Source organism: Flavobacteriales bacterium, assembly GCA_016712535.1.
In the GTDB taxonomy this organism is placed as follows: Bacteria; Bacteroidota; Bacteroidia; order Flavobacteriales_F; family PHOS-HE28; genus PHOS-HE28.
Genome location: JADJQW010000002.1, coordinates 395,712 through 413,511 on the forward strand (window position 1 = coordinate 395,712; position 17,800 = coordinate 413,511).

Annotated in this window: 12 protein-coding genes and 1 tRNA gene; 10 read left to right on the forward strand and 3 right to left on the reverse strand. The window is 62.4% G+C overall.

Annotated elements, in window-relative coordinates; all coding sequences use genetic code 11:
- Positions 1 to 14 precede the first annotated feature (14 nt).
- The 6 genes from IPK70_01595 (at position 15) to mce (ending at position 11,085) form a co-directional block, all read left to right on the forward strand.
- A complete protein-coding gene (locus IPK70_01595) occupies positions 15 to 6,128 on the forward strand; it encodes a hypothetical protein (protein ID MBK8225853.1) in 6,114 nt (2,037 codons plus the stop codon).
- 39 nt (positions 6,129 to 6,167) lie between these two features.
- Positions 6,168 to 8,573 (forward strand): hypothetical protein, encoded by a 2,406-nt coding sequence (locus IPK70_01600; GenBank protein MBK8225854.1) that lies wholly within the window; start codon positions 6,168 to 6,170, stop codon positions 8,571 to 8,573.
- A 21-nt stretch (positions 8,574 to 8,594) separates the two neighbouring features.
- Complete coding sequence (locus tag IPK70_01605) at positions 8,595 to 9,107, forward strand: hypothetical protein (protein MBK8225855.1); 513 nt, start codon at positions 8,595 to 8,597, stop codon at positions 9,105 to 9,107.
- On the forward strand, positions 9,107 to 9,712 hold the full coding sequence (locus tag IPK70_01610; protein MBK8225856.1) for a DUF1684 domain-containing protein: 606 nt from the start codon (positions 9,107 to 9,109) through the stop codon (positions 9,710 to 9,712). The genes IPK70_01605 and IPK70_01610 overlap by 1 nt, the downstream gene beginning before the upstream one ends.
- A 107-nt stretch (positions 9,713 to 9,819) precedes the next feature.
- A complete protein-coding gene (locus tag IPK70_01615) occupies positions 9,820 to 10,608 on the forward strand; it encodes a hypothetical protein (GenBank protein ID MBK8225857.1) in 789 nt (262 codons plus the stop codon).
- A 75-nt stretch (positions 10,609 to 10,683) separates the two neighbouring features.
- The gene (gene mce / locus IPK70_01620; protein MBK8225858.1) at positions 10,684 to 11,085 is read left to right on the forward strand and encodes a methylmalonyl-CoA epimerase; all 402 of its coding nucleotides are present in this window, start codon (positions 10,684 to 10,686) and stop codon (positions 11,083 to 11,085) included.
- Here the strand turns inward: mce and IPK70_01625 are convergent.
- Both IPK70_01625 and IPK70_01630 read right to left on the reverse strand, forming a co-directional pair.
- On the reverse strand, positions 11,078 to 11,710 hold the full coding sequence (locus IPK70_01625; protein MBK8225859.1) for an HAD family phosphatase: 633 nt from the start codon (positions 11,708 to 11,710) through the stop codon (positions 11,078 to 11,080). The two genes, mce and IPK70_01625, sit on opposite strands and share 8 nt — an antisense overlap.
- Positions 11,707 to 12,480, reverse strand: a complete 774-nt coding sequence (locus tag IPK70_01630) for a hypothetical protein (GenBank protein ID MBK8225860.1) — start codon at positions 12,478 to 12,480, stop codon at positions 11,707 to 11,709. Before IPK70_01630 ends, IPK70_01625 begins: the two co-directional genes overlap by 4 nt.
- A gap of 86 nt (positions 12,481 to 12,566) precedes the next feature.
- Here IPK70_01630 and IPK70_01635 point away from each other — a divergent pair.
- Positions 12,567 to 12,639 (forward strand) — tRNA-Ile (locus IPK70_01635).
- Between the two features lie 56 nt (positions 12,640 to 12,695).
- On the opposite strand, the gene IPK70_01640 is transcribed toward IPK70_01635, so the two are convergent.
- Positions 12,696 to 14,489, reverse strand: a complete 1,794-nt coding sequence (locus IPK70_01640; GenBank protein ID MBK8225861.1) for a hypothetical protein — start codon at positions 14,487 to 14,489, stop codon at positions 12,696 to 12,698.
- A 62-nt stretch (positions 14,490 to 14,551) separates the two neighbouring features.
- Here IPK70_01640 and IPK70_01645 point away from each other — a divergent pair, with 62 nt between their 5' ends.
- The 3 genes from IPK70_01645 to IPK70_01655 are packed head-to-tail and all read left to right on the forward strand — an operon-like array spanning position 14,552 to position 17,790.
- Positions 14,552 to 15,337: an NTP transferase domain-containing protein gene (locus tag IPK70_01645; GenBank protein MBK8225862.1), complete on the forward strand. Its 786-nt coding sequence runs from the start codon at positions 14,552 to 14,554 to the stop codon at positions 15,335 to 15,337.
- The gene (locus IPK70_01650) at positions 15,334 to 16,422 is read left to right on the forward strand and encodes an aminoglycoside phosphotransferase family protein (protein MBK8225863.1); all 1,089 of its coding nucleotides are present in this window, start codon (positions 15,334 to 15,336) and stop codon (positions 16,420 to 16,422) included. The genes IPK70_01645 and IPK70_01650 overlap by 4 nt, the downstream gene beginning before the upstream one ends.
- 3 nt (positions 16,423 to 16,425) lie before the next feature.
- The gene (locus tag IPK70_01655) at positions 16,426 to 17,790 is read left to right on the forward strand and encodes an alpha-L-fucosidase (GenBank protein ID MBK8225864.1); all 1,365 of its coding nucleotides are present in this window, start codon (positions 16,426 to 16,428) and stop codon (positions 17,788 to 17,790) included.
- Positions 17,791 to 17,800: the final 10 nt, after the last annotated feature.

Below are 17,800 nucleotides of genomic sequence, written 5' to 3' on the forward strand. Positions count from 1 at the left end.
CGTTCTCACCTCCCATGCGCCATCACGCCCTCCGCATTTCCCGCTTGATCCTGCCGTTCCTGCTGCTCGCTTTGGTCGGTGGGTGCCGAAGCAAGAAGCCCATCGCCTCTAAGCCCGTCCACGACCCGCGCTGGGCCGTGATCGATTCGCTCGCCGGCATCGGGCAATACGCCTCGGCACTGGAGCGCACTGATGAGCTGCTGAGCGAAGCTGGAGCCGAAGGGGATTGGCGCACGGAGTTCACCGCGTGGGTCCGGCGAGCTTCATTTCAGGAGATGATCGGCACCGATCCCGACAGCATCATCGCGCCGATGGATGCGCGGGCATCGCTAGCCGCCACGCCGCTTTCGCAGCTGCTGCGCAGCACGCTCATGGACCGCTGGTGGCAGCGCTATCAGCAGGACCGCTGGAACATCATGGAGCGCACCGAGCTCGACGGCTCCTTCGATGCGGCCGACCCGGAGACCTGGACGCAGGGTCGTTTCATGGAGCGCGTGATCCGTGAGGCGCGCGCTTCCATCGAGCCCTTCGACACGCTGCGCCGGATCCCCGTGGGCGAATTGCGCGAGCTGCTCACCGGCGATTCCGGTGCCTATTACCTGCGCCCCGCGATCTACGATGTGCTCGCCCACCGCGCCTTGCGCATCTTCAGCAATACCGAGACGCGCCTTGCAGAACCGGCATGGCGCTTCTCCCTCGACGACACCGCGCACTTCAGCCTCTTCGAGCCCTTCATCTTCCGGTCGCTCACGCATCGCGACAGCACCGCGTGGGAGTTCCAGGCGCTCCGGATCCATCAGCGGCTGGAGCGCGCGCACATCAACGCCGACAAGCTCGATGCATACGTGGACGCGGCGATGCAGCGACTCGCGTATGTGCGGGAGCGCAGCGTGCTGCCCGATAAGGACAGCCTCTACCTCGGCGCCTTGGAGATGCTGCGCTCACGACTGCCCGAAGATGCCTGCGAAGCGGAGGTGATGGTGGCCATGGCGCGTTGGCACGAAGAGCAGAGCGGCAAGTATGACCGGTTGCGTGGCAACGATTGGAAGTGGGAGCGGCGTACCGCGCTCGACCTCTGCAAAGCGGCCATGGCCAAGTGGCCGGGCACCTTCGGAGCGCGCAACGCCGCCTCGCTGATGTCTGGCTTGCAGCAGCCTTCCATCATCATCACCACCGAGCAGGCTGTTCCGCCGGGCAAAGAGTTCCTCGCGCTGGTGGAATACCGGAACGCCACGAAAGCGTGGCTGCGCGTGGTGGCCGATCCCGAACGCGACGAAGCGGATGCACGCTATGAGCCCAACCGCCAGGCCTGGTTACTGAAGCAGAAACCCGTTGCTGAATGGAGCATCGAGCTGCCCGATGATGGCGACTTGAATGAGCATGCGGTGGAGATCGCGATTGCAGCGCTGCCTTCCGGGCGCTACGTGCTGTTCGCTTCTACCGGTGAGCAACTCGATCCGGTTCGCGCGGCCATCAGTTGGTGCGAAGTGAAGGCCACCAACCTCGCCTTGGTGCATCGCGATGATGGACGCGAGCATGAGCTCCTCGTGCTCGACCGCACCACGGGCAGACCCATCGCAGGGGCGCAGGTGCGGGCGATGGTCAGCTCTTGGGAGGAAGACCAGCGACGGAAGAAGGAGATCGCATTCTCATCCACATCGGATGATGGCATCGCGCGATTCGATCTTGGCAAACAGCAAGGCCATATCGGCTTTCAGGTGGAGCACAGCGATGACTATCATGGCTCCGATGGGCATTACACCCGCCACCGCGAACAAGAAGACCCAGAAGCCATCAGCAGCTTCCTCTTCACCGACCGCGCCATCTATCGTCCAGGTCAAGAGCTCTGGTTCAAGGGCATCGTGGTGGAGGGCAATGGGCGCGATCAGCGCGTGAAGGCGGACTATGGGACCACCATCTTCCTGTACGACGCCAACTATGAGGAAGTCGATTCGCTTGAAGTGACCACCGATCGCTTCGGGGCCTATCATGGAAAGTTCACCTTGCCGCTCAACCGGCTCACCGGCCAATGGTATCTGGAGGATGACGAGCTCCTTGCAGAGAAGTATGTCCGGGTGGAGGAATACAAGCGGCCCACCTTCGAGTTGGTCTTCGATCCCGTGTCGGCAACACCCAAGCTCGGCGAGGAAGCCACGGTCACGGGTGTGGCGAAGAGCTACGCAGGCGTGCCGCTCGATGGCGCCACCGTGCGCTACACCGTGAGCCGCAATGCGCGCATGCCGTGGTGGTGCGGATGGCGCTGGGGCCGATTGCCATGGGGCCGCAGCACCGAGATCGCCAGCGGAGAGGCGGTGTGCGATGCGCAAGGCAAGTTCACCTTGAAGTTCATCGCGCAGGCCGATCGCGCTTTTCCGCAGGAGGCCGATCCGACCTTCAATTATTCGGTGGAGGCCTGGGCCACGGACATCACCGGCGAGACGCAGCGCGCGAGCACCTCTTTGCTCATCGGCTACCGGAGCATCGAGCTCGACATGCCCATCGGGGAGGCACTTGATCGAAGCACTGCGGACAGCATCGCCGTTCGCGTGGCCAACCTCAACGGCGAGCGCGTGGACATCCCCTTCGATGTGCGCATCACGCGTTTGCAGAAGCCAACGGGCAGCGTGAAGCGTCCAAGGCTTTGGGAACGCCCCGATCGTCATCTGATTACTTCTTCTGAGTTCGCGCAGCGCTTCCCGGATGATGCCTACGCCGATGAAGGCGATCTTGAATCTTGGCCCGAAGGCGATGAGGTGATGGTGCATTTGGCCGTTGACCCGAAGGGACGGCGCGTGGTCCTGAGCGGTGTGAAGGATTGGGAAGTGGGCACCTATCGCCTCACCATGCGCGCCACCGACCCAAGCGGTCGTGACGTTGAAGCAAGCAAGGTCTTCACGCTCTTCGATCCGGAGATCCAGAACACGGGCTTTGAGAACGAAGCGTTCCATGCCCAAGTGCTCAAGGATCGATGTGAGCCGGGGGAGAAGGCCGTCCTGCTGCTAAGCTCAGCCCTGCCCGGATGCCGCGTGCTGATGGAAGTGGAGCGCGATGGCCGCATCGCGGTGATGCGCCCCTTCCAGTTGAAGAACGGGCAGCAGCGCGTGGAGATCCCCGTGCTCGAAGAGGATCGCGGCGGCTTCACGGTCCATTTGGTGTGCGTGGAGCGCGGACGCCAGCACGTGGAGGTGCAGCGCATCGAGGTGCCGTGGACGAACAAGCAACTGAAGGTGGAATGGATGAGCTTCCGCGACAAGCTGCTGCCCGGTGCGAAGGAGGAATGGCGATTGAAGATCACCGGCCCGAAGAAGGAGCAGGTGGCAGCGCAGGTGCTGGCGGCGATGTACGATGCCTCCTTGGACCAATTCGCGCAACCCGATTGGGGCATGGCATTGTGGCATGCGAACCAGGCACAGCGCAGCTGGGGAAGGGCTGTGCCGTTCGGCGGGGCGTATGCGCAGAGAGTCAATTGGGGCTATCGCGGCACTGCCGATAGCATAAGGATGTATCCGGTTCTTCTCGCCGACTATTGGAACGGCGGCAGTGGGCGGTATCGCGGATCGGGCATCCGGGGCCATGCAATGCGAGGGGATGTCGAGATGGAGCTTCAGGCGATGCCAGGTGTTGTGGCGCGCGCTGAGGCCGGGAATGTTTCGATGGATAGTGCTTTTGGGTTCACAGTCGTTGATGCGGACGAAGCCTCACTGGAAGTAGTGTCGACCATGCGCAAGGAGGGCCAAGAGCGGACGGAGAATCAATCTGCGCCATCACCATTGCGTACCGACTTCCGCGAGACTGCCTTCTTCTTCCCCGACCTGCTCACCGACCGCGATGGGAGCGTGGTGCTGCGCTTCACCATGCCCGATGCCCTTACGCGATGGAACTTCATGGGCCTGGCGCATACCGCGGATCTGAAGACCGCGCAGTTCCCCCAGAGCGCGATCACGCAGAAGCCGCTCATGGTGGTGCCCAACCTGCCGCGCTACCTGCGCCAGGGCGATCAGATCACGCTGACGGCCAAAGTGAATGTGGTGGAGGGCGGAACGCTCAATGGTGTCGCGCGCCTCGAGCTCTTCGATCCCATCACGAACAAGCCTGTGAATGACATCTTCAGCCTGAAGAAATCCGATCGTGCCTTCACCGCCGCGCCAGGAAGTAGCGCTGTGGTGTCGTGGGGCGTGAAGGTGCCCGATGGATCGGATGCGGTGGCCGTGCGGATCATGGCCAAGGCCGGCAGCATGAGCGATGGCGAGGAACGCCCGCTGCCGATCCTCACCGATCGCGTGCTCGTCACCGAGAGCGTGCCCATCAGCATCACCAAAGCGGGCACGAAAGTGTTCGAGTTGAAGAAGCTGATCCAGCAACCCTCAACTTCCTCAGTCCTCAATCAACAAGCAACCCTAAGGCACCACAGCCTCAAATTGGAATACACGCCCAATCCGGCTTGGTATGCCGTGCAGGCGCTGCCGTACTTGATGGAATTCCCGCACGAATGCGCCGAGCAGGTCTTCAGCCGCTACTACGCCAACCGGATCGCGGGGCACATCGTGAAGCAGCGTCCGCAGGTGAAGAAGGTCTTTGATGCATGGAGCAAAGGAGCGGCGGGCAATGAGCAATCGTTCTTGAGCAAACTCGAGAAGAACCCCGAGCTGAAGGGCATCGTGCTCGAAGAGACGCCCTGGCTGCTGAACGCGAAGGACGAGGGCGAGCGCAAACGGCGCATCGCGCTATTCTTCGACTTGCACCGCATGGCGAACGAGGAAGCTGCTTCGCTGAAGAAGCTCGAGGAGCAGCAGCTCCCGAACGGCGCATGGGGCTGGTGGAGCGGCATGCAGCCCTCGCGGTACATCACGCAGCACATCGTGGCGGGCTTCGGGCACTTGCAACAGCTTGATGCGCTCGAACTGGATCCCGACACCGATGCGCGACGCATGATCAAGCGTGCCATCGATTGGATCGATGCCGAAGTGGAGCGTGAGCACCAACGCGACCTGCGCGGCACCAAGGCCGACAGCCTGCCGGATCCATCGGCGTTCGACATCCACTACCTCTATGCGCGCAGTCACTTCCCGCAGCATGCATTGGATCGCAAGAAGGGAAGCGCGGCGGAGTTCATGCTGGAACGCGCTCAACGGAATTGGCTGCGATATGGAATGCAGGAACAGGCCATGATCGCGATCATCCTGCACCGGTTGGTCGATGAGGAGGACTCTCAGCTGATCACCGCTTCGCTCGCGCAGCGCGCCGCCCTGAGCGAAGAGTTGGGCATGCATTGGAAGGATTTCCGGGCCGGGCATTCCTGGAGCAGCTTCCCCACGGAGACGCACGCACTCATGATCGAGGCCTTCGAGCTGGTTGCACGCGACAGGCAGAAGGTGAACGCACTGCGCCAATACCTGCTCTCCTTGAAGCGCACCACCGACTGGGGCACCACCAAGGCCACGGCTGATGCCTGCTACGCTTTGTTGCTCGTAGGCGACGATTGGCTGGAGCCGAAGGATGCTCCCGTGATCAAGGTCGGTGAGGAAGAGGTGAAGGCCCCAAAGGCTGAAGCGGGCACGGGCTATTTCGAGCGCAGCTGGAAAGGCGAGGAGGTGAAGCCTTCGATGGGCCGCGTGACCGTGACCACTGCGAGTGACGGCGTGCAATGGGGCGCGCTCCATTGGCAGTACTTCGAGCAGATGGACAAGGTCACCCCGCATGAATCGCCCTTCATCCTGAAGCGGAACGTGATGCTGCGGGAGCAGACCGATACGGGAGCGCGCTTGATCGAGCTCGATAAGGCGCGCGCGCTGAAGCCGGGTGACCGCCTAACCGTACGCGTGGAGCTGCGCACCGACCGCTGGCTCGACTTCGTGCACCTCAAGGACCTTCGCGCCGCTGGCCTGGAACCCGTTGATGCCCTCAGCGGCTACGAGTGGAAGGGCGGCCTCGGCTACTACCGCAGCATCCGCGATGCGGCCATGCACTTCTTCTTCGACCGGATCGGGCCCGGCACCTATGTGTTCGAGTACGAGCTGAAGGTGACGCACGGCGGTGAGTTCAGCAACGGCATCACCACCGCAATGTGCATGTACGCGCCGGAGTTCAGCAGTCACAGTGAAGGGCTGCGGCTGAAGGTGGGTGAATAGCGCGAAACCGCGGGCCAGCACCGCCGTAGAAGCGCCGCTATGCTTCGGCGTCTCACGCTCCTATTGGCCCTTTGCAGCACTCTGCTGCGGGCTGCGCAGGATCCGCGCTTCGTAGTGAGCCGTTACGGCCCTGATCATGGCCTCAGCAACCGGCATGTGCTCTCGCTGGTGCAGGACCGCGTGGGCTTCCTTTATGCCGGCACGGTGAGCGGTGTCGACCGTTTCGACGGCCACGTGTTCCGGAATTGGGGCGTGAGCGATGGCCTCTCCCAAGGACGTGCGGACCAGCTGCGCCGTGATGCCCGAGGACGGATATGGACCATTGCAACCGATGCGCGCGAGGATGTCATCGCTATCGACATACTCGACCCGGTCACCGGCCGATTGCAGCCTATGGCTCTGTGCCATGCCGACCTCCCATTCGACCTCGCCACCGTTAAGCGCATCGCCCCGCAGCGCGACGACGAGGTGGTCGTGTTAGGTACAGCTTCGCCTGCGCAGTGCATCCGGTTCGATGGCTCCGAGTTCAAGGTGCATCGATTGGAAGGCGATCGCTTCGACCCCTTGGGGCACGACCGGGTCGGCAACGTGATCGGCTGCCTGACGCACGGCCGATCGAAGCGGATCGTGCGCGTCAGTCCCGAAGGTGCCATACAGGTCGCTTTCGAATTGCCCGAGAACGCGAGCATCGAGCCTCTGGTCACTGGGCGCACGAGCGTGGGTGCCTTGTACAGGAGCGAGTCGGCTGATGGCACCATGCGGTACTTCGACACGTACTCCGAGATCACGGTGGCCGGCATGCCATTGATCATCGGGGCCGACAGCGGGAACGATCCGGTGTACCGGCCATTGAATTTCACGCCGCTCCCAACGCGCGGCATGCACATGGCCGATACGCACATCCTTGACATGGATGGTGCGGCGCTATTCGATATGACAGTGCCGTATCCGGAGCTGAAGCAGCGCGTGAAGGCATGCTGGGTGGATCGGTCCGGCAATCCTTGGCTGGCCACCGAGTTCGGTTTGTTCCACATCGATATCCGGGGCGATCGCTTCACGCGCCTGCTCCATGATGTCCGCGCCGAGGGCGGCATGGGCGTGCTTTGCCGCGGCATGGCCGCGCATGATGGGCGCCTGTACTTGGCTTCTGAGTGGCACGGCGCCTTCGTGATCGATCACGCCACCGGGGCTAAGGAAGCCCTGCCCGGTTCGCCCTTCTTGTTCGGCCTGCACGTGGGTGCCGATGGCACAGTATGGCGCGGCAGCCGTGGGGCCGTGGAATGGAACCGGCCCGGAGAAGCGCTACAGCGGTGCGAGGTGGATGACAACATCTGGAGCATCCTGCACGTGGACAAAGGACTGGTGCTGCTCGGCGGCCTGAAAGGGCTCTGGCAGCTTGATGCGACATCCCGTACAGCGCGCAAGCTCAGCGATGAGCGGTACCCGGAATTGGAGCATGCGCACATCCTTCAGCTCAGGCGGATCGAGGATGGCCGAATTGAAGCGGTAGGATCGAAGGGCATCTACCGGCTCCGTGCCGATGGCCGGGTGCTGCAACGATTCTGGTGCGGCGCCGAAGGAAAGGAGCGCATTCCCTGCGATGATCTCCACCATGCATATACGGACAAGGATGGCGTGCTGTGGCTTTCCACCCGCGGAATGGGCCTGGTGCGCTTCGATCCGCGAACCGGGGAGCATCAGCAATATGCCATGCGGAACGGCTTCCCCAATAACATGGTTTACGCCGCGTACGAGGATGGGCTTGAGCAGCTATGGCTCCCTACCGATGGAGGAATCGTGCGCTTCGACAAGCGCTCCCGGCAATCGACCGTGTTCACGGTGGACGACGGGCTGACCAACGACGAGTTCAACCGCCTGGCGCACGCAATGGCTCCCGATGGCCGGCTCTTTTTCGGAGGCCTCAATGGCATCACCGCATTCCACCCTGAAGAATTCCGGCGAGCCGATGGCGAGGCCCGATCCCCGCTGGTGCTGACCAGCCTGCAGCGGTATGATGCGGCCCAAGCCGGCTTCGTGGATGTGAATGAGGTCTTCACGGATGGGCGCGCCGTTGAGCTCGGACCGGAGCAACGGAGCATTCGCATCGGCTTCTCGCTGCTTTCCTACGACCGGCCTGAGCGCGTTGCTTACGCGTGGCGCATCGAAGGCTTAAGCGGCGACTGGACCTACCAGCGAGAGCCATTCATCCGCTTGGACCGATTGCCTTCTGGCGATCATGTGCTCCATGTGAAGGCCCGTGATGCCAATGGCCATTGGATGCGGCAGGAGCTTCAGTTGGTCCTTGGCGTTGAGGCGCCTTGGAGCGAATCGCGCCTGGCCTGGGCCGGTGGCGGCGCATTGTGCGCAGCGCTGCTCATGGCGGCTATTCTGGTCCTTGCAAAGCGTCCGCGCACAGCACGTCGTGGCGCGTTGGCCGCGGCCTGATGTCCCGGTTATTTTCGCCCCATGCGCGCGACCCTTGCCCTGCTCCTCTCAGCCCTGCTGATCGCTTGCGGTCAGCAAGCCACCGAACCAGCTTCATCAACAGAGCAGGTCGCGCCGAGCTTGGCCGTCGATCTAGCTGGCCATGGCTTCCCTCTCACCGTTGAGCTTGGTGATGCGGCAACGCTGGGCGTTGACAGCCCGTCCGTTCGCTGGAATGAGGACATGGGCCAATTGGAGCTCCGCGCTGGCGAGCGCTTCAGCATCCTGATCACCGAGGAACCTGGCGACATCGCCCGGCTGAAAGCCGATCTGGAACGGGACCAGCTCCGCACCAGCGCCATCATCGAGGAGCAGCCTGATCGCTTGATCTGGCGCTCCACCTTCCCCGATGAGGACATCGTCTTCGTGCATTTCTACCGCATCGTTCAAGCGGGCGATCGGGCCTTCGTGGTACAGGACGATGACCGCGGCCGTTTCAGCGAGGCCGATGTGTCACGGATGGCCGCCGCTGTTCGCACACAGCAACCCGTTTGATGCGCGCGCTAGTCCTGGTGGTGGCAGCACTTAGCGGCACGGCCATCAAGTCGCAGGTGAATGATCAGACATGGCTCGATAGCCTCTCGGCCTATTGGTCGCGCATCAACGCCGACTATGCCGATGCCGAGCATTCGCCTTTGCTCCCTGTTGACCTCGAGCGTTTCACGGAATTGGAGCGATTCGCCCCCGATGCCCGGTTCAAGGTGACCGCTGCGTTCAAGCCGAAGAAGGGGAAGCCTTTCGGCATGAAAACGACAACCGATCGCTTGCCGCAGTACGAAGCGGTGGGACTGCTCCGCTTCATCATGGATGGGAAGAAGGAGCGCCTCACGGTCTTCCGCAACATCGACCTCAGCAAGAAGCCTGGTTATGCCAACTACCTCTTCGTGCCCTTCACGGACCTCACGAATGGCGAGGAGACCTACGGTGGTGGCCGGTACATCGACTTGCGCGGGCCTTTGGGCAAGGCTGTCGAGTTGGATTTCAACAAGGCTTACAACCCGTATTGCGCCTATGGCGGCAAGTATTCCTGCCCCATTCCGCCCATCGAGAACCACCTCGACCTCCGGATCGAAGCTGGGGTTAAGGCCTTTGCCCATTGAGGCTCAGGCCAATGGAACCTCCTGGGGCCGGACCCGTAGACACGGCGCGCTCGATGATTGCGGTACGGTTCCGCGCCTATCTTCGCCAGCCGAAGCACCACCCTACCATGCGCTTGCACTACGCTCTTCTGGCTTCCTTGCTCGCTGCCCCGGCCCTCGCAGGCACCCTCGTCGTTGAAGGCAACTACCAAGGCAAGAACCTTTACATCCAGAATCCCTTCTCCGAGGCGGGCGTTGGCTTCTGCGTGTTCGAGGTCACGGTGAATGACCAGATCGCCACCGATGAGATCAACTCCAGCGCCTTCGAGCTCGACCTGAAGAATTTCGGCCTGAAGCTCGGCGATGCCATCGTGGTGAAGATCCGCCATAAGGATGGCTGCACGCCGGTGGTGCTCAACCCCGAAGTGCTGAAGCCGAAGAGCACTTTTGACATTGTGAAGCAGGGCATTGCCAGCGATGGCACCTACACTTTCACTACAACCAACGAGACCGGCGAGCTGCCCTTCATCGTGGAGCAGAAGCGCTGGAACAAATGGGTGAAGGTGGGGGAGGTGCCCGGCGCTGGCAAGCCGGGGGAGAACAGCTACTCATTCAAGGTCACGCCGCATAGCGGGGAGAACATCTTCCGGGTGCGCCAGGTTGACCTCACCCGGAAATCGCGCTACAGCGAGGCCGTGAAGTTCACCGACCCTAGCGTGCAGCCCGTGACCTGGGGCCCTGCCAAGCCTAAGGAGGAGATCGTCTTCACTGCCAACACGCTGTATGAGATCTATGACCAGTACGGCAACATCGTGAAGCGCGGCTACGCCTCGCGCATCGACATCACCGGCCTGAAGAAGGACCTCTACTACCTGAATTACGACAACAAGCTCGGCGAGAGCTTCCTGAAGCGCTGAGCTTTCGTTCGATTGACTTTCGAGGCCCTCCCGCAACGGAGGGCTTCGTGGTTCTATCCTTGTCGCATGGACCACCTGACCCGCATCGAGCACATCGGCATCGCCGTAAAGGACCTGAATGCCGCCGAGGCGCTCTACACCAAGCTGCTCGGCGAGCCGCCCTACAAGCGTGAGGAAGTGGAGAGCGAGGGCGTGATCACCTCCTTCTTCAAGGCCGGGCCGAACAAGATCGAACTGCTGAAGAGCACACGGCCTGATGGGCCCATCTCCAAGGCCATTGAGAAGCGCGGCGAGGGCATCCACCACATCGCCTTCGAGGTGGCCGATATCCGGGCGGAGATGGCGCGCTTGAAGGCCGAGGGCTTCACTTTGCTGAACGAAGAGCCCAAGCGCGGTGCTGAGAATAAGCTGGTATGCTTCATCCACCCGAAGAGCGCGGGCGGGGTGCTGGTGGAGCTGTGCCAGGAGATCAGGTGAGCAGCCCGAGCCGCATCACCAATCCGATCACATCCTCTTTCTCTAGTTCGAGGTGCTCGGCATGCAGCCCTGCCGCCCGTGCGCCACGCACATGCTGGATGCTGTCGTCGATGAAGAGCGCTCGTGCGGAATCGGCGCCATGCTGCTCCAGCACGTGCTGGAAGATCTCAGCATTCGGCTTGCGCATCCCCAGCTCGCAGCTGTAGTAGGCGCCGTGGAAGAGCGACCGGAAATCTTGGATGCCGAGATCCCGCGCGATGATGGCCTCGAAGGCGGGCACATGGATGGTGTTGGTGTTGCTGAGCAGCAGCAGCTGGTAGCGCTGCTTCAGTTCCTTCACCAGGGTTATGCGCTCCGGCGGGATCGTGCCGAGCATGGCGTTCCAGCCGGCATCGATTTCCGTGTCGGCCAGCGCCGCGCTGAGCAGTGCGCGCACTTCATCGCGGAACCCTTGAGGTGAGAGATCGCCGGTCTCGAATCGGTCGAAGAGGTCGCTCTGCCTGGCCTTGGAGTAGAGCGCGTCGAACCCTGTGATGCCGAGTGACCCGAAATGAAGCCCAGTGGCACGGTAGTCCACATCGATGAGCACGCCGCCGAGGTCGAGGATGAGGGTGTCGATGCTCACCGGCACACGCTGATGTGATAGCAGGCCTGCTGCTTCTCCTTGGTGGCGCGGATCCGTTTATCGCGCTCACTGTGCTCGGCGATCACTTCGGCGAGCGTCTCGGCCAGGTACACCTGCTGGCACGCCTGAAGGTCGAGCATGCCGCCCTGCCGGTCCACGAACTTCATATAGGAAAGGTCCATGCTCGTGCCGTGGGTGTGCGGGGCAAGTTCATCGCGCGTGGCGTTCACGTTGCCGCGGCCGAGCTTGCGCTGGTCGTCCTTGGTGCGCAGCAAGCTGGTCACCCGGATGCGCGCATCGGCAAGGTCCGTGTCGGCGATGCGGGCCTTGAAGTCCTTGGCGATGGCGTGAAGCGCGGCGGCGGCATTGGCCGTGAGGTAGGGCGATCCGTGATCCATGGGCGCCACCCAGATGCGCTCGTCGCTCTCGATGCGCACCAAGTTGATCGATCCTTCGGCGAGCGCCTTGCTCAAGGCGGCATCGTCCTTCAAGGGCTTGATGCCCGCTTTTGCTGACGAATGCTTGTAGGCAGGCAGCTTGGCGTTCAGCTTGGGGCTATGGTTCTTGAAAGGGTATTCGGAGCAGGTCATGGCTGCGCGCGGGGCTATCGCGACCGGTGCCGGCGGCGCAGCCTCCTTTCCGCCAGCGCGCACCAGCAGGACCACGAGCGCTGCCGGAATGAGCAGCACGGCGCCCACTTTACGCCAGCTCAGGCGCCTGCGCTTCTGGCGCGGTGCAGGGTCTTGGGTGGCGCCTGTTCGGCGGTTCACGCTGCTCACACGGCAAAGAAGCGCACGGGTACATTTGCCGCCCGCCGTCGCGACGCCTGTTTTTCAAGGTTGCGCGGTGCATGACCGGGCCTGTAGCTCAGCGGTCAGAGCAGGGGACTCATAATCCCTTGGTCGCAGGTTCAAATCCTGCCAGGCCCACAGCGCCCGCCGAAGCACGAAGTGCGGAGGCTGGCCGCTTTCGGCGCGGCGTGCCTTCAGTACGGATTGACCGCATTCACACGCATGTACACGTCGTCGATCAGCACGTGCGAGCGGCGATCCTTGTCCCAGAGGTAGAACTTGAGGCGATCGCCTTCTTCCAACGGGGGCACCGGGATTCGATATTCGATTCGCTCCCAGGTGCCGGGCTTCGCTGGCATGGGATTGAACGGGAAAGGCTCGTAGTAGGCCACGGAGCCATCGGCCTTGCGCACATCGGTGACGGCGAGCAGATGGTGCGCGTCGCGGCTCTGCTCCTCGCGCCGCTGAAGCCCCACCTCGAGGTAGAGCGCGCGCCCGGTCGGTAGAACATCCGTGCTCGCCTCGAACTGCAACCCGTACTCTTCGCCGCCATCGAACACGGCGGCGTTCCCTCCACTGAAGGCATCGCTTCGGCTGCGGACGGCGCCGCCACCCCAATGCTTGCAGGCATGCTCGAAGTCGCAGCTCTCCTCAAGCACGGGGCTCATACCGTTCGGATTGAACGGAGGGCCCTGTGAGTTGCCGCCGAGCGCCTGCCGATAGGAATCATCCCAGCGCAGGAAGGCGTACGCGTACTTCACGCGGTCCATGCTCTCCGGATGAAGGATGCCCGCTCCGTATTGCCACATCTGGAAGAGCAGCAGCGCGCAGCAGAGCAGGATGAAGGCACGGGCGATGAGCAGCCAGCGCGTGGCTGCTGCCTGCAACAGGAAGGCCATCGGCAATGCCAGCACGGGATAGTGATCAACGAATACGCGGCTGCCGAAGCCGCTGCCGTAGTACCAGATCCACCAAGCACTGATCACATAGAGGTTCGCGGCCCAATAGAGCAGCATGCCGATGCCACGAGCGCGGTCCTTCAGCAGCAGCCTAGCCGTGCCGAAGAGGGCGACCAGCAGCACAGGTGCCCATAGGAAGAGCCCGCGACGGAAGCCGAAGAGCACCTTCAGCACTTCGGGCCGGCCCCAATGGAAGCCTTCGCCCGTGTACCCGTAAGCGTACCATTTACCGATTTGCACATGCCAGAGCAAGGGCTGTATGAGGACCACCGCTCCGCATGCGATGACGGCGAACATGAGGACCATCGGATGCCGGATGGCGCGCTTCGCCGCATCGCACCATGCGCCGCCAAGCACCACAGGCAACGCGAGCACCACCAAGCCGTTCACCGGGCGGATGATGACAATGAGGCCGAAGAGCGAGGCCGCAGCGATAATCCACCAAGGTGCCCCATCGGTTCCGAAGCGATGCACGGCAAGCAGGAATGCGCTCACCGCACAGAACGAATACACATGCGACCATCCGGGCTGCAGCGCGCTGTACTGCATGAGCTGAGTGCCGAAGCCGATGGCGATGAGGATCCAGGTCACCGTGCTTTCCGTGAACCCCATTCGCCGGAGCAGGGCACGCATGGCAAGCAGGCCAATCAGCAAATAGCACCACGCGCCGACGCTCAGCGCCTTCATTTCGTAGTCGCTCAAGCCATCGTGCGGTGCTTTCGGGTCGCTCAGCGCCAAGTCGTGGCCGATGAGGAACCACGGTGCCATCATCACCGCGGTGCCGCAGTAGTATTTGTTCAGCGTGCCGGTGGGCGTGTGGCGAACGTATTCCCACACGGCTTTCTCATGGCCGAGGTCATGCCGGATGAAGAGCGCTTGCAGGTAGCCGTAGTACCCTTTCACATCGCTGCGCACCACGGCATCGGCAAGGCCTGCCGCGGTTCCGGGCCAGAGGCCGCGCACGCTGATGGCCGCATTCAGCGCAACGACCGCCAGGACGACGATCAACGAAGGGGCAGAGCGGCGCATGCGCATATCAAAGGGGCCGTGAAGATGGCGATCGCCGGACCTTCGCACCGATTGCTCGCCGCATGCGCTCCGTCTCTCTCGTGATCCTGGCCGCTGGCAACAGCACGCGTTTCGGCAGGCCCAAGCAGTGGGAGCCGGTCGGGCCCAAGGGCGAAGCGGTCCTCGACATCACGCTGCGCGATGCGTTCGCCCACGGCTGCGATGAGGCGCGGATCGTCGTGAGGCCCGGTCATGCTGACATGGCCCGTGAGCGCTACCAGAGCAACCCGCTGGTGAAGATCATGGAGCAGCCCGAGCCATCGGGAACAGGTCATGCGGCCTTGGTGGGCATGGAGCACGCTGTCGGGACCTGCATCGTGGCCAACGGCGATGACTTGTATGGGAGGGAGTCGCTGCGCATCGCCATGGAGCATGCGCGAGATGGCCAAGCCGATGAGCATGCACTGGTAGCCTTCGGCCTGGGCCGCACGCTTTCCCCGAGCGGGCCGGTGAATCGTGCGGCTTGCAGGAACGAAGGCGATCGGTTGGCCGGCATCGAAGAAGTGACCGGGCTCCGGCTCGATGCCGGTGGCGAGATCCGCGATGGGAGCGATCGCACGTGGAAATCGGATGCGCCGGTGAGCATGAACCTCTGGGTGTTCCGTGAGCGATTCGGATACCTGCTCGCGGAGATGCACCGTGGAAGAGCGCCTATGCCAGCAGCGGAGTTGGGCTTGCCGGACGCTGTGGAGCACGCCTTGGCCGCTGGCCACGCCTTCCGAGTGCTGCGCACGCCTGATGCCTGGCATGGCCTCACCTTCGCCGCCGATGCCGACCTTGTGCGGCGAACCCTGGCCCAGCAGCCATGAGCGAGACCCGCGCTTCCGTTCTCAGCACCATCTGCGCCGCCTTCGGCATCGAGCTGAATGGCCACGATTGCGCGCCCTTCGGCAACGGCCTCATCAACCAGACCTACCTGCTCCGCAACCGGCATGGCGACGACCATTGGATCCTGCAGCAGGTGAACACCAGCGTGTTCAAGCAGCCGCAGCTCATCGCCTACAACAATTACCTCGCGGCCGAGCATCTGCGCAACCACCATCCGGAGTACCGCTTCATGCGCGGGCTGCGCACCACCGATGGGCGTGACCTCTACATCAACGAAGCGCTGGGCGCATGGCGCGTGTTCCCTTACTTCCCCAATACGGTGAGCTTCGAGGGAGCTGTTTCTCCGGAGCAGGCCCGTAGCGCCGCGCAGCAGTTCGGCCTGCTCACGCGGAACCTTGAAGGCGTGTATGTAGGTGCCTTCAAGACCATCATCCCCGATTTCCACGATCTGGCAGCGCGCTACGCCCTGTTCCAGCAGGCCGTGCGCAATGCACCCGTGGAGCGCAAGGACCGCGCGCGCGATGCCATCAGCCATTTCCTGAACAATGCCGGCATCGTCGATGAGTTCAGGGTGACCATGATGGACCCCGGCGTTCGCACGCGGATCACGCACAACGACACCAAGGTGAACAACGTGCTCTTCGACAAGGGCACGGGTGAGGCGGTGTGCGTGGTGGACCTCGATACGCTCATGCCGGGCAAGGCGCTCTTCGACCTCGGCGATATGATCCGCACCTTCATCTCGCCTGCTTCGGAAGACGATCCCGACCCCGCCCATACCGAAGTGAATGAAGAGGTGTTCGAGAAGCTTGTGGAAGGCTATTTCTCCGAGATGGCCCCGCTGATGAGCCTGAGCGAGCGCTCACTGGTGCATTGGAGCGGTCAGATGCTGATCTACGAGCAAGGCATCCGCTTCCTCACGGACCACCTGCACGGCGACCTCTACTACCGGATCGACCGCGAAGGCCACAACCTCGACCGCGCGCTGAACCAGATGCACCTGCTCAAGCGCTACATGGCCATGCAGCGGCCGTTGAATGATCGCATCCGGCACCTTGTTGCCTGAGACATGAGCCAGCGAGCCGCTTCGATCGCTATGGCCTTCGCACTTGGCGGATCTGCTGTTTCGCAGGAACCCGAGCCCGCACGCCACGAGCTCAAATGGTTCCAGGATGCCAAGCTGGGCATCTTCATCCACTGGGGCATCTACAGCGTGAACGGCACCGACGAGAGCTGGGCCTTCTACAGCAAGAAGGTGCCCTACGCGGAGTACATGAAGCAGCTCAATGGATTCACTGCGAGCAAGTACGAACCGGCCGCATGGGCTGATCTCATCCAACGCAGCGGGGCGAAGTACGCGGTGGTCACCACCAAGCATCACGATGGGGTGGCGATGTACAATACCGAGCTCATCACGGGGATCGTTCGGGAGCCAGGAGTCCTGTCAGGCGGTCCACCACGGATCATCAGAACCGATCTCGCAGGAAGTGAGCATGATATCGTCACGCCGCTCTTCAGAGAACTGCGCGCGAGGGAGGTCCGGTGCGGTGCATATTTCTCCTTGATCGACTGGAGCGACTATAACTACCCGGCCTTCATGAAGGATAGCATGCGCTACACGATCAAGGATGATCCTGCGCGCTGGCAGAACTTCCGCGACTTCTTCCAAGGCCAGATCATGGAGATCTCCACGCAGTTGAAGCCGGATCTCTGGTGGTTCGATGGCGACTGGGAGCACAGCGCCAAGGAGTGGGAAGCGGCCAAGGTGCGCGCGATGATCCTGGAGAAGAACCCGAAGGCGATCGTAAACGGGAGGCTGCAGGGCTATGGCGATTACGCTACGCCGGAGCAGAACATCCCCGTAGAAACGCCGAAGGCGCCTGCGTGGGAACTGTGCATGACACTGGGCGAGCAATGGGGCTGGCAACCGCAGGACACCAACTACAAGAGCACGCACGACCTGATCCACATCTTCGCCGATGTGATCGGCCACGGCGGCAACCTGCTGCTGGGCATCGGGCCGAAGGAGGATGGCACTTTCACAACGGGACAAGTCTCACGCCTGGAAGACCTCGGCAAGTGGACCAGCAAGCACGCAGAAGCGATCTACGGCACGCGCGCTGGTCTGCCCAACGGGCACTTCTTCGGCCCCACCACACTTTCACAAGACAGCACCACGCTCTATCTCTTCCTTGCCAATGGCATGAGCGGCAGCGTGGAGATCAAGGGACTCGTCAACAAGATCGTTTCTGCCGAAGTCGTCGGAGCCTCAATGCCATTGCAGCACCGCGTGGTGGGCAAGATCAGCTGGAGCAAGGTGCCGGGCTTGGTCTTCATCGACATCCCTGAAAGCGTTGACGATGAGTGGATGACCGTGCTGAAGGTGAAGCTGGATGGGCCGTTGCGGTTGTACAGAGGCGAAGGCGGCTACTGAGGAGGATCAC

Coding starts and splice junctions, on each gene's coding strand:
- IPK70_01595 (MBK8225853.1), top strand. CDS start 15: ATGCGCCATCACGCCCTCCGCATTTCCCGCTTGATCCTGCCGTTCCTG.
- IPK70_01600 (MBK8225854.1), top strand. CDS start 6,168: ATGCTTCGGCGTCTCACGCTCCTATTGGCCCTTTGCAGCACTCTGCTG.
- IPK70_01605 (MBK8225855.1), top strand. CDS start 8,595: ATGCGCGCGACCCTTGCCCTGCTCCTCTCAGCCCTGCTGATCGCTTGC.
- IPK70_01610 (MBK8225856.1), top strand. CDS start 9,107: ATGCGCGCGCTAGTCCTGGTGGTGGCAGCACTTAGCGGCACGGCCATC.
- IPK70_01615 (MBK8225857.1), top strand. CDS start 9,820: ATGCGCTTGCACTACGCTCTTCTGGCTTCCTTGCTCGCTGCCCCGGCC.
- IPK70_01640 (MBK8225861.1), bottom strand. CDS start 14,489: ATGCGCCGCTCTGCCCCTTCGTTGATCGTCGTCCTGGCGGTCGTTGCG.
- IPK70_01645 (MBK8225862.1), top strand. CDS start 14,552: ATGCGCTCCGTCTCTCTCGTGATCCTGGCCGCTGGCAACAGCACGCGT.
- IPK70_01650 (MBK8225863.1), top strand. CDS start 15,334: ATGAGCGAGACCCGCGCTTCCGTTCTCAGCACCATCTGCGCCGCCTTC.
- IPK70_01655 (MBK8225864.1), top strand. CDS start 16,426: ATGAGCCAGCGAGCCGCTTCGATCGCTATGGCCTTCGCACTTGGCGGA.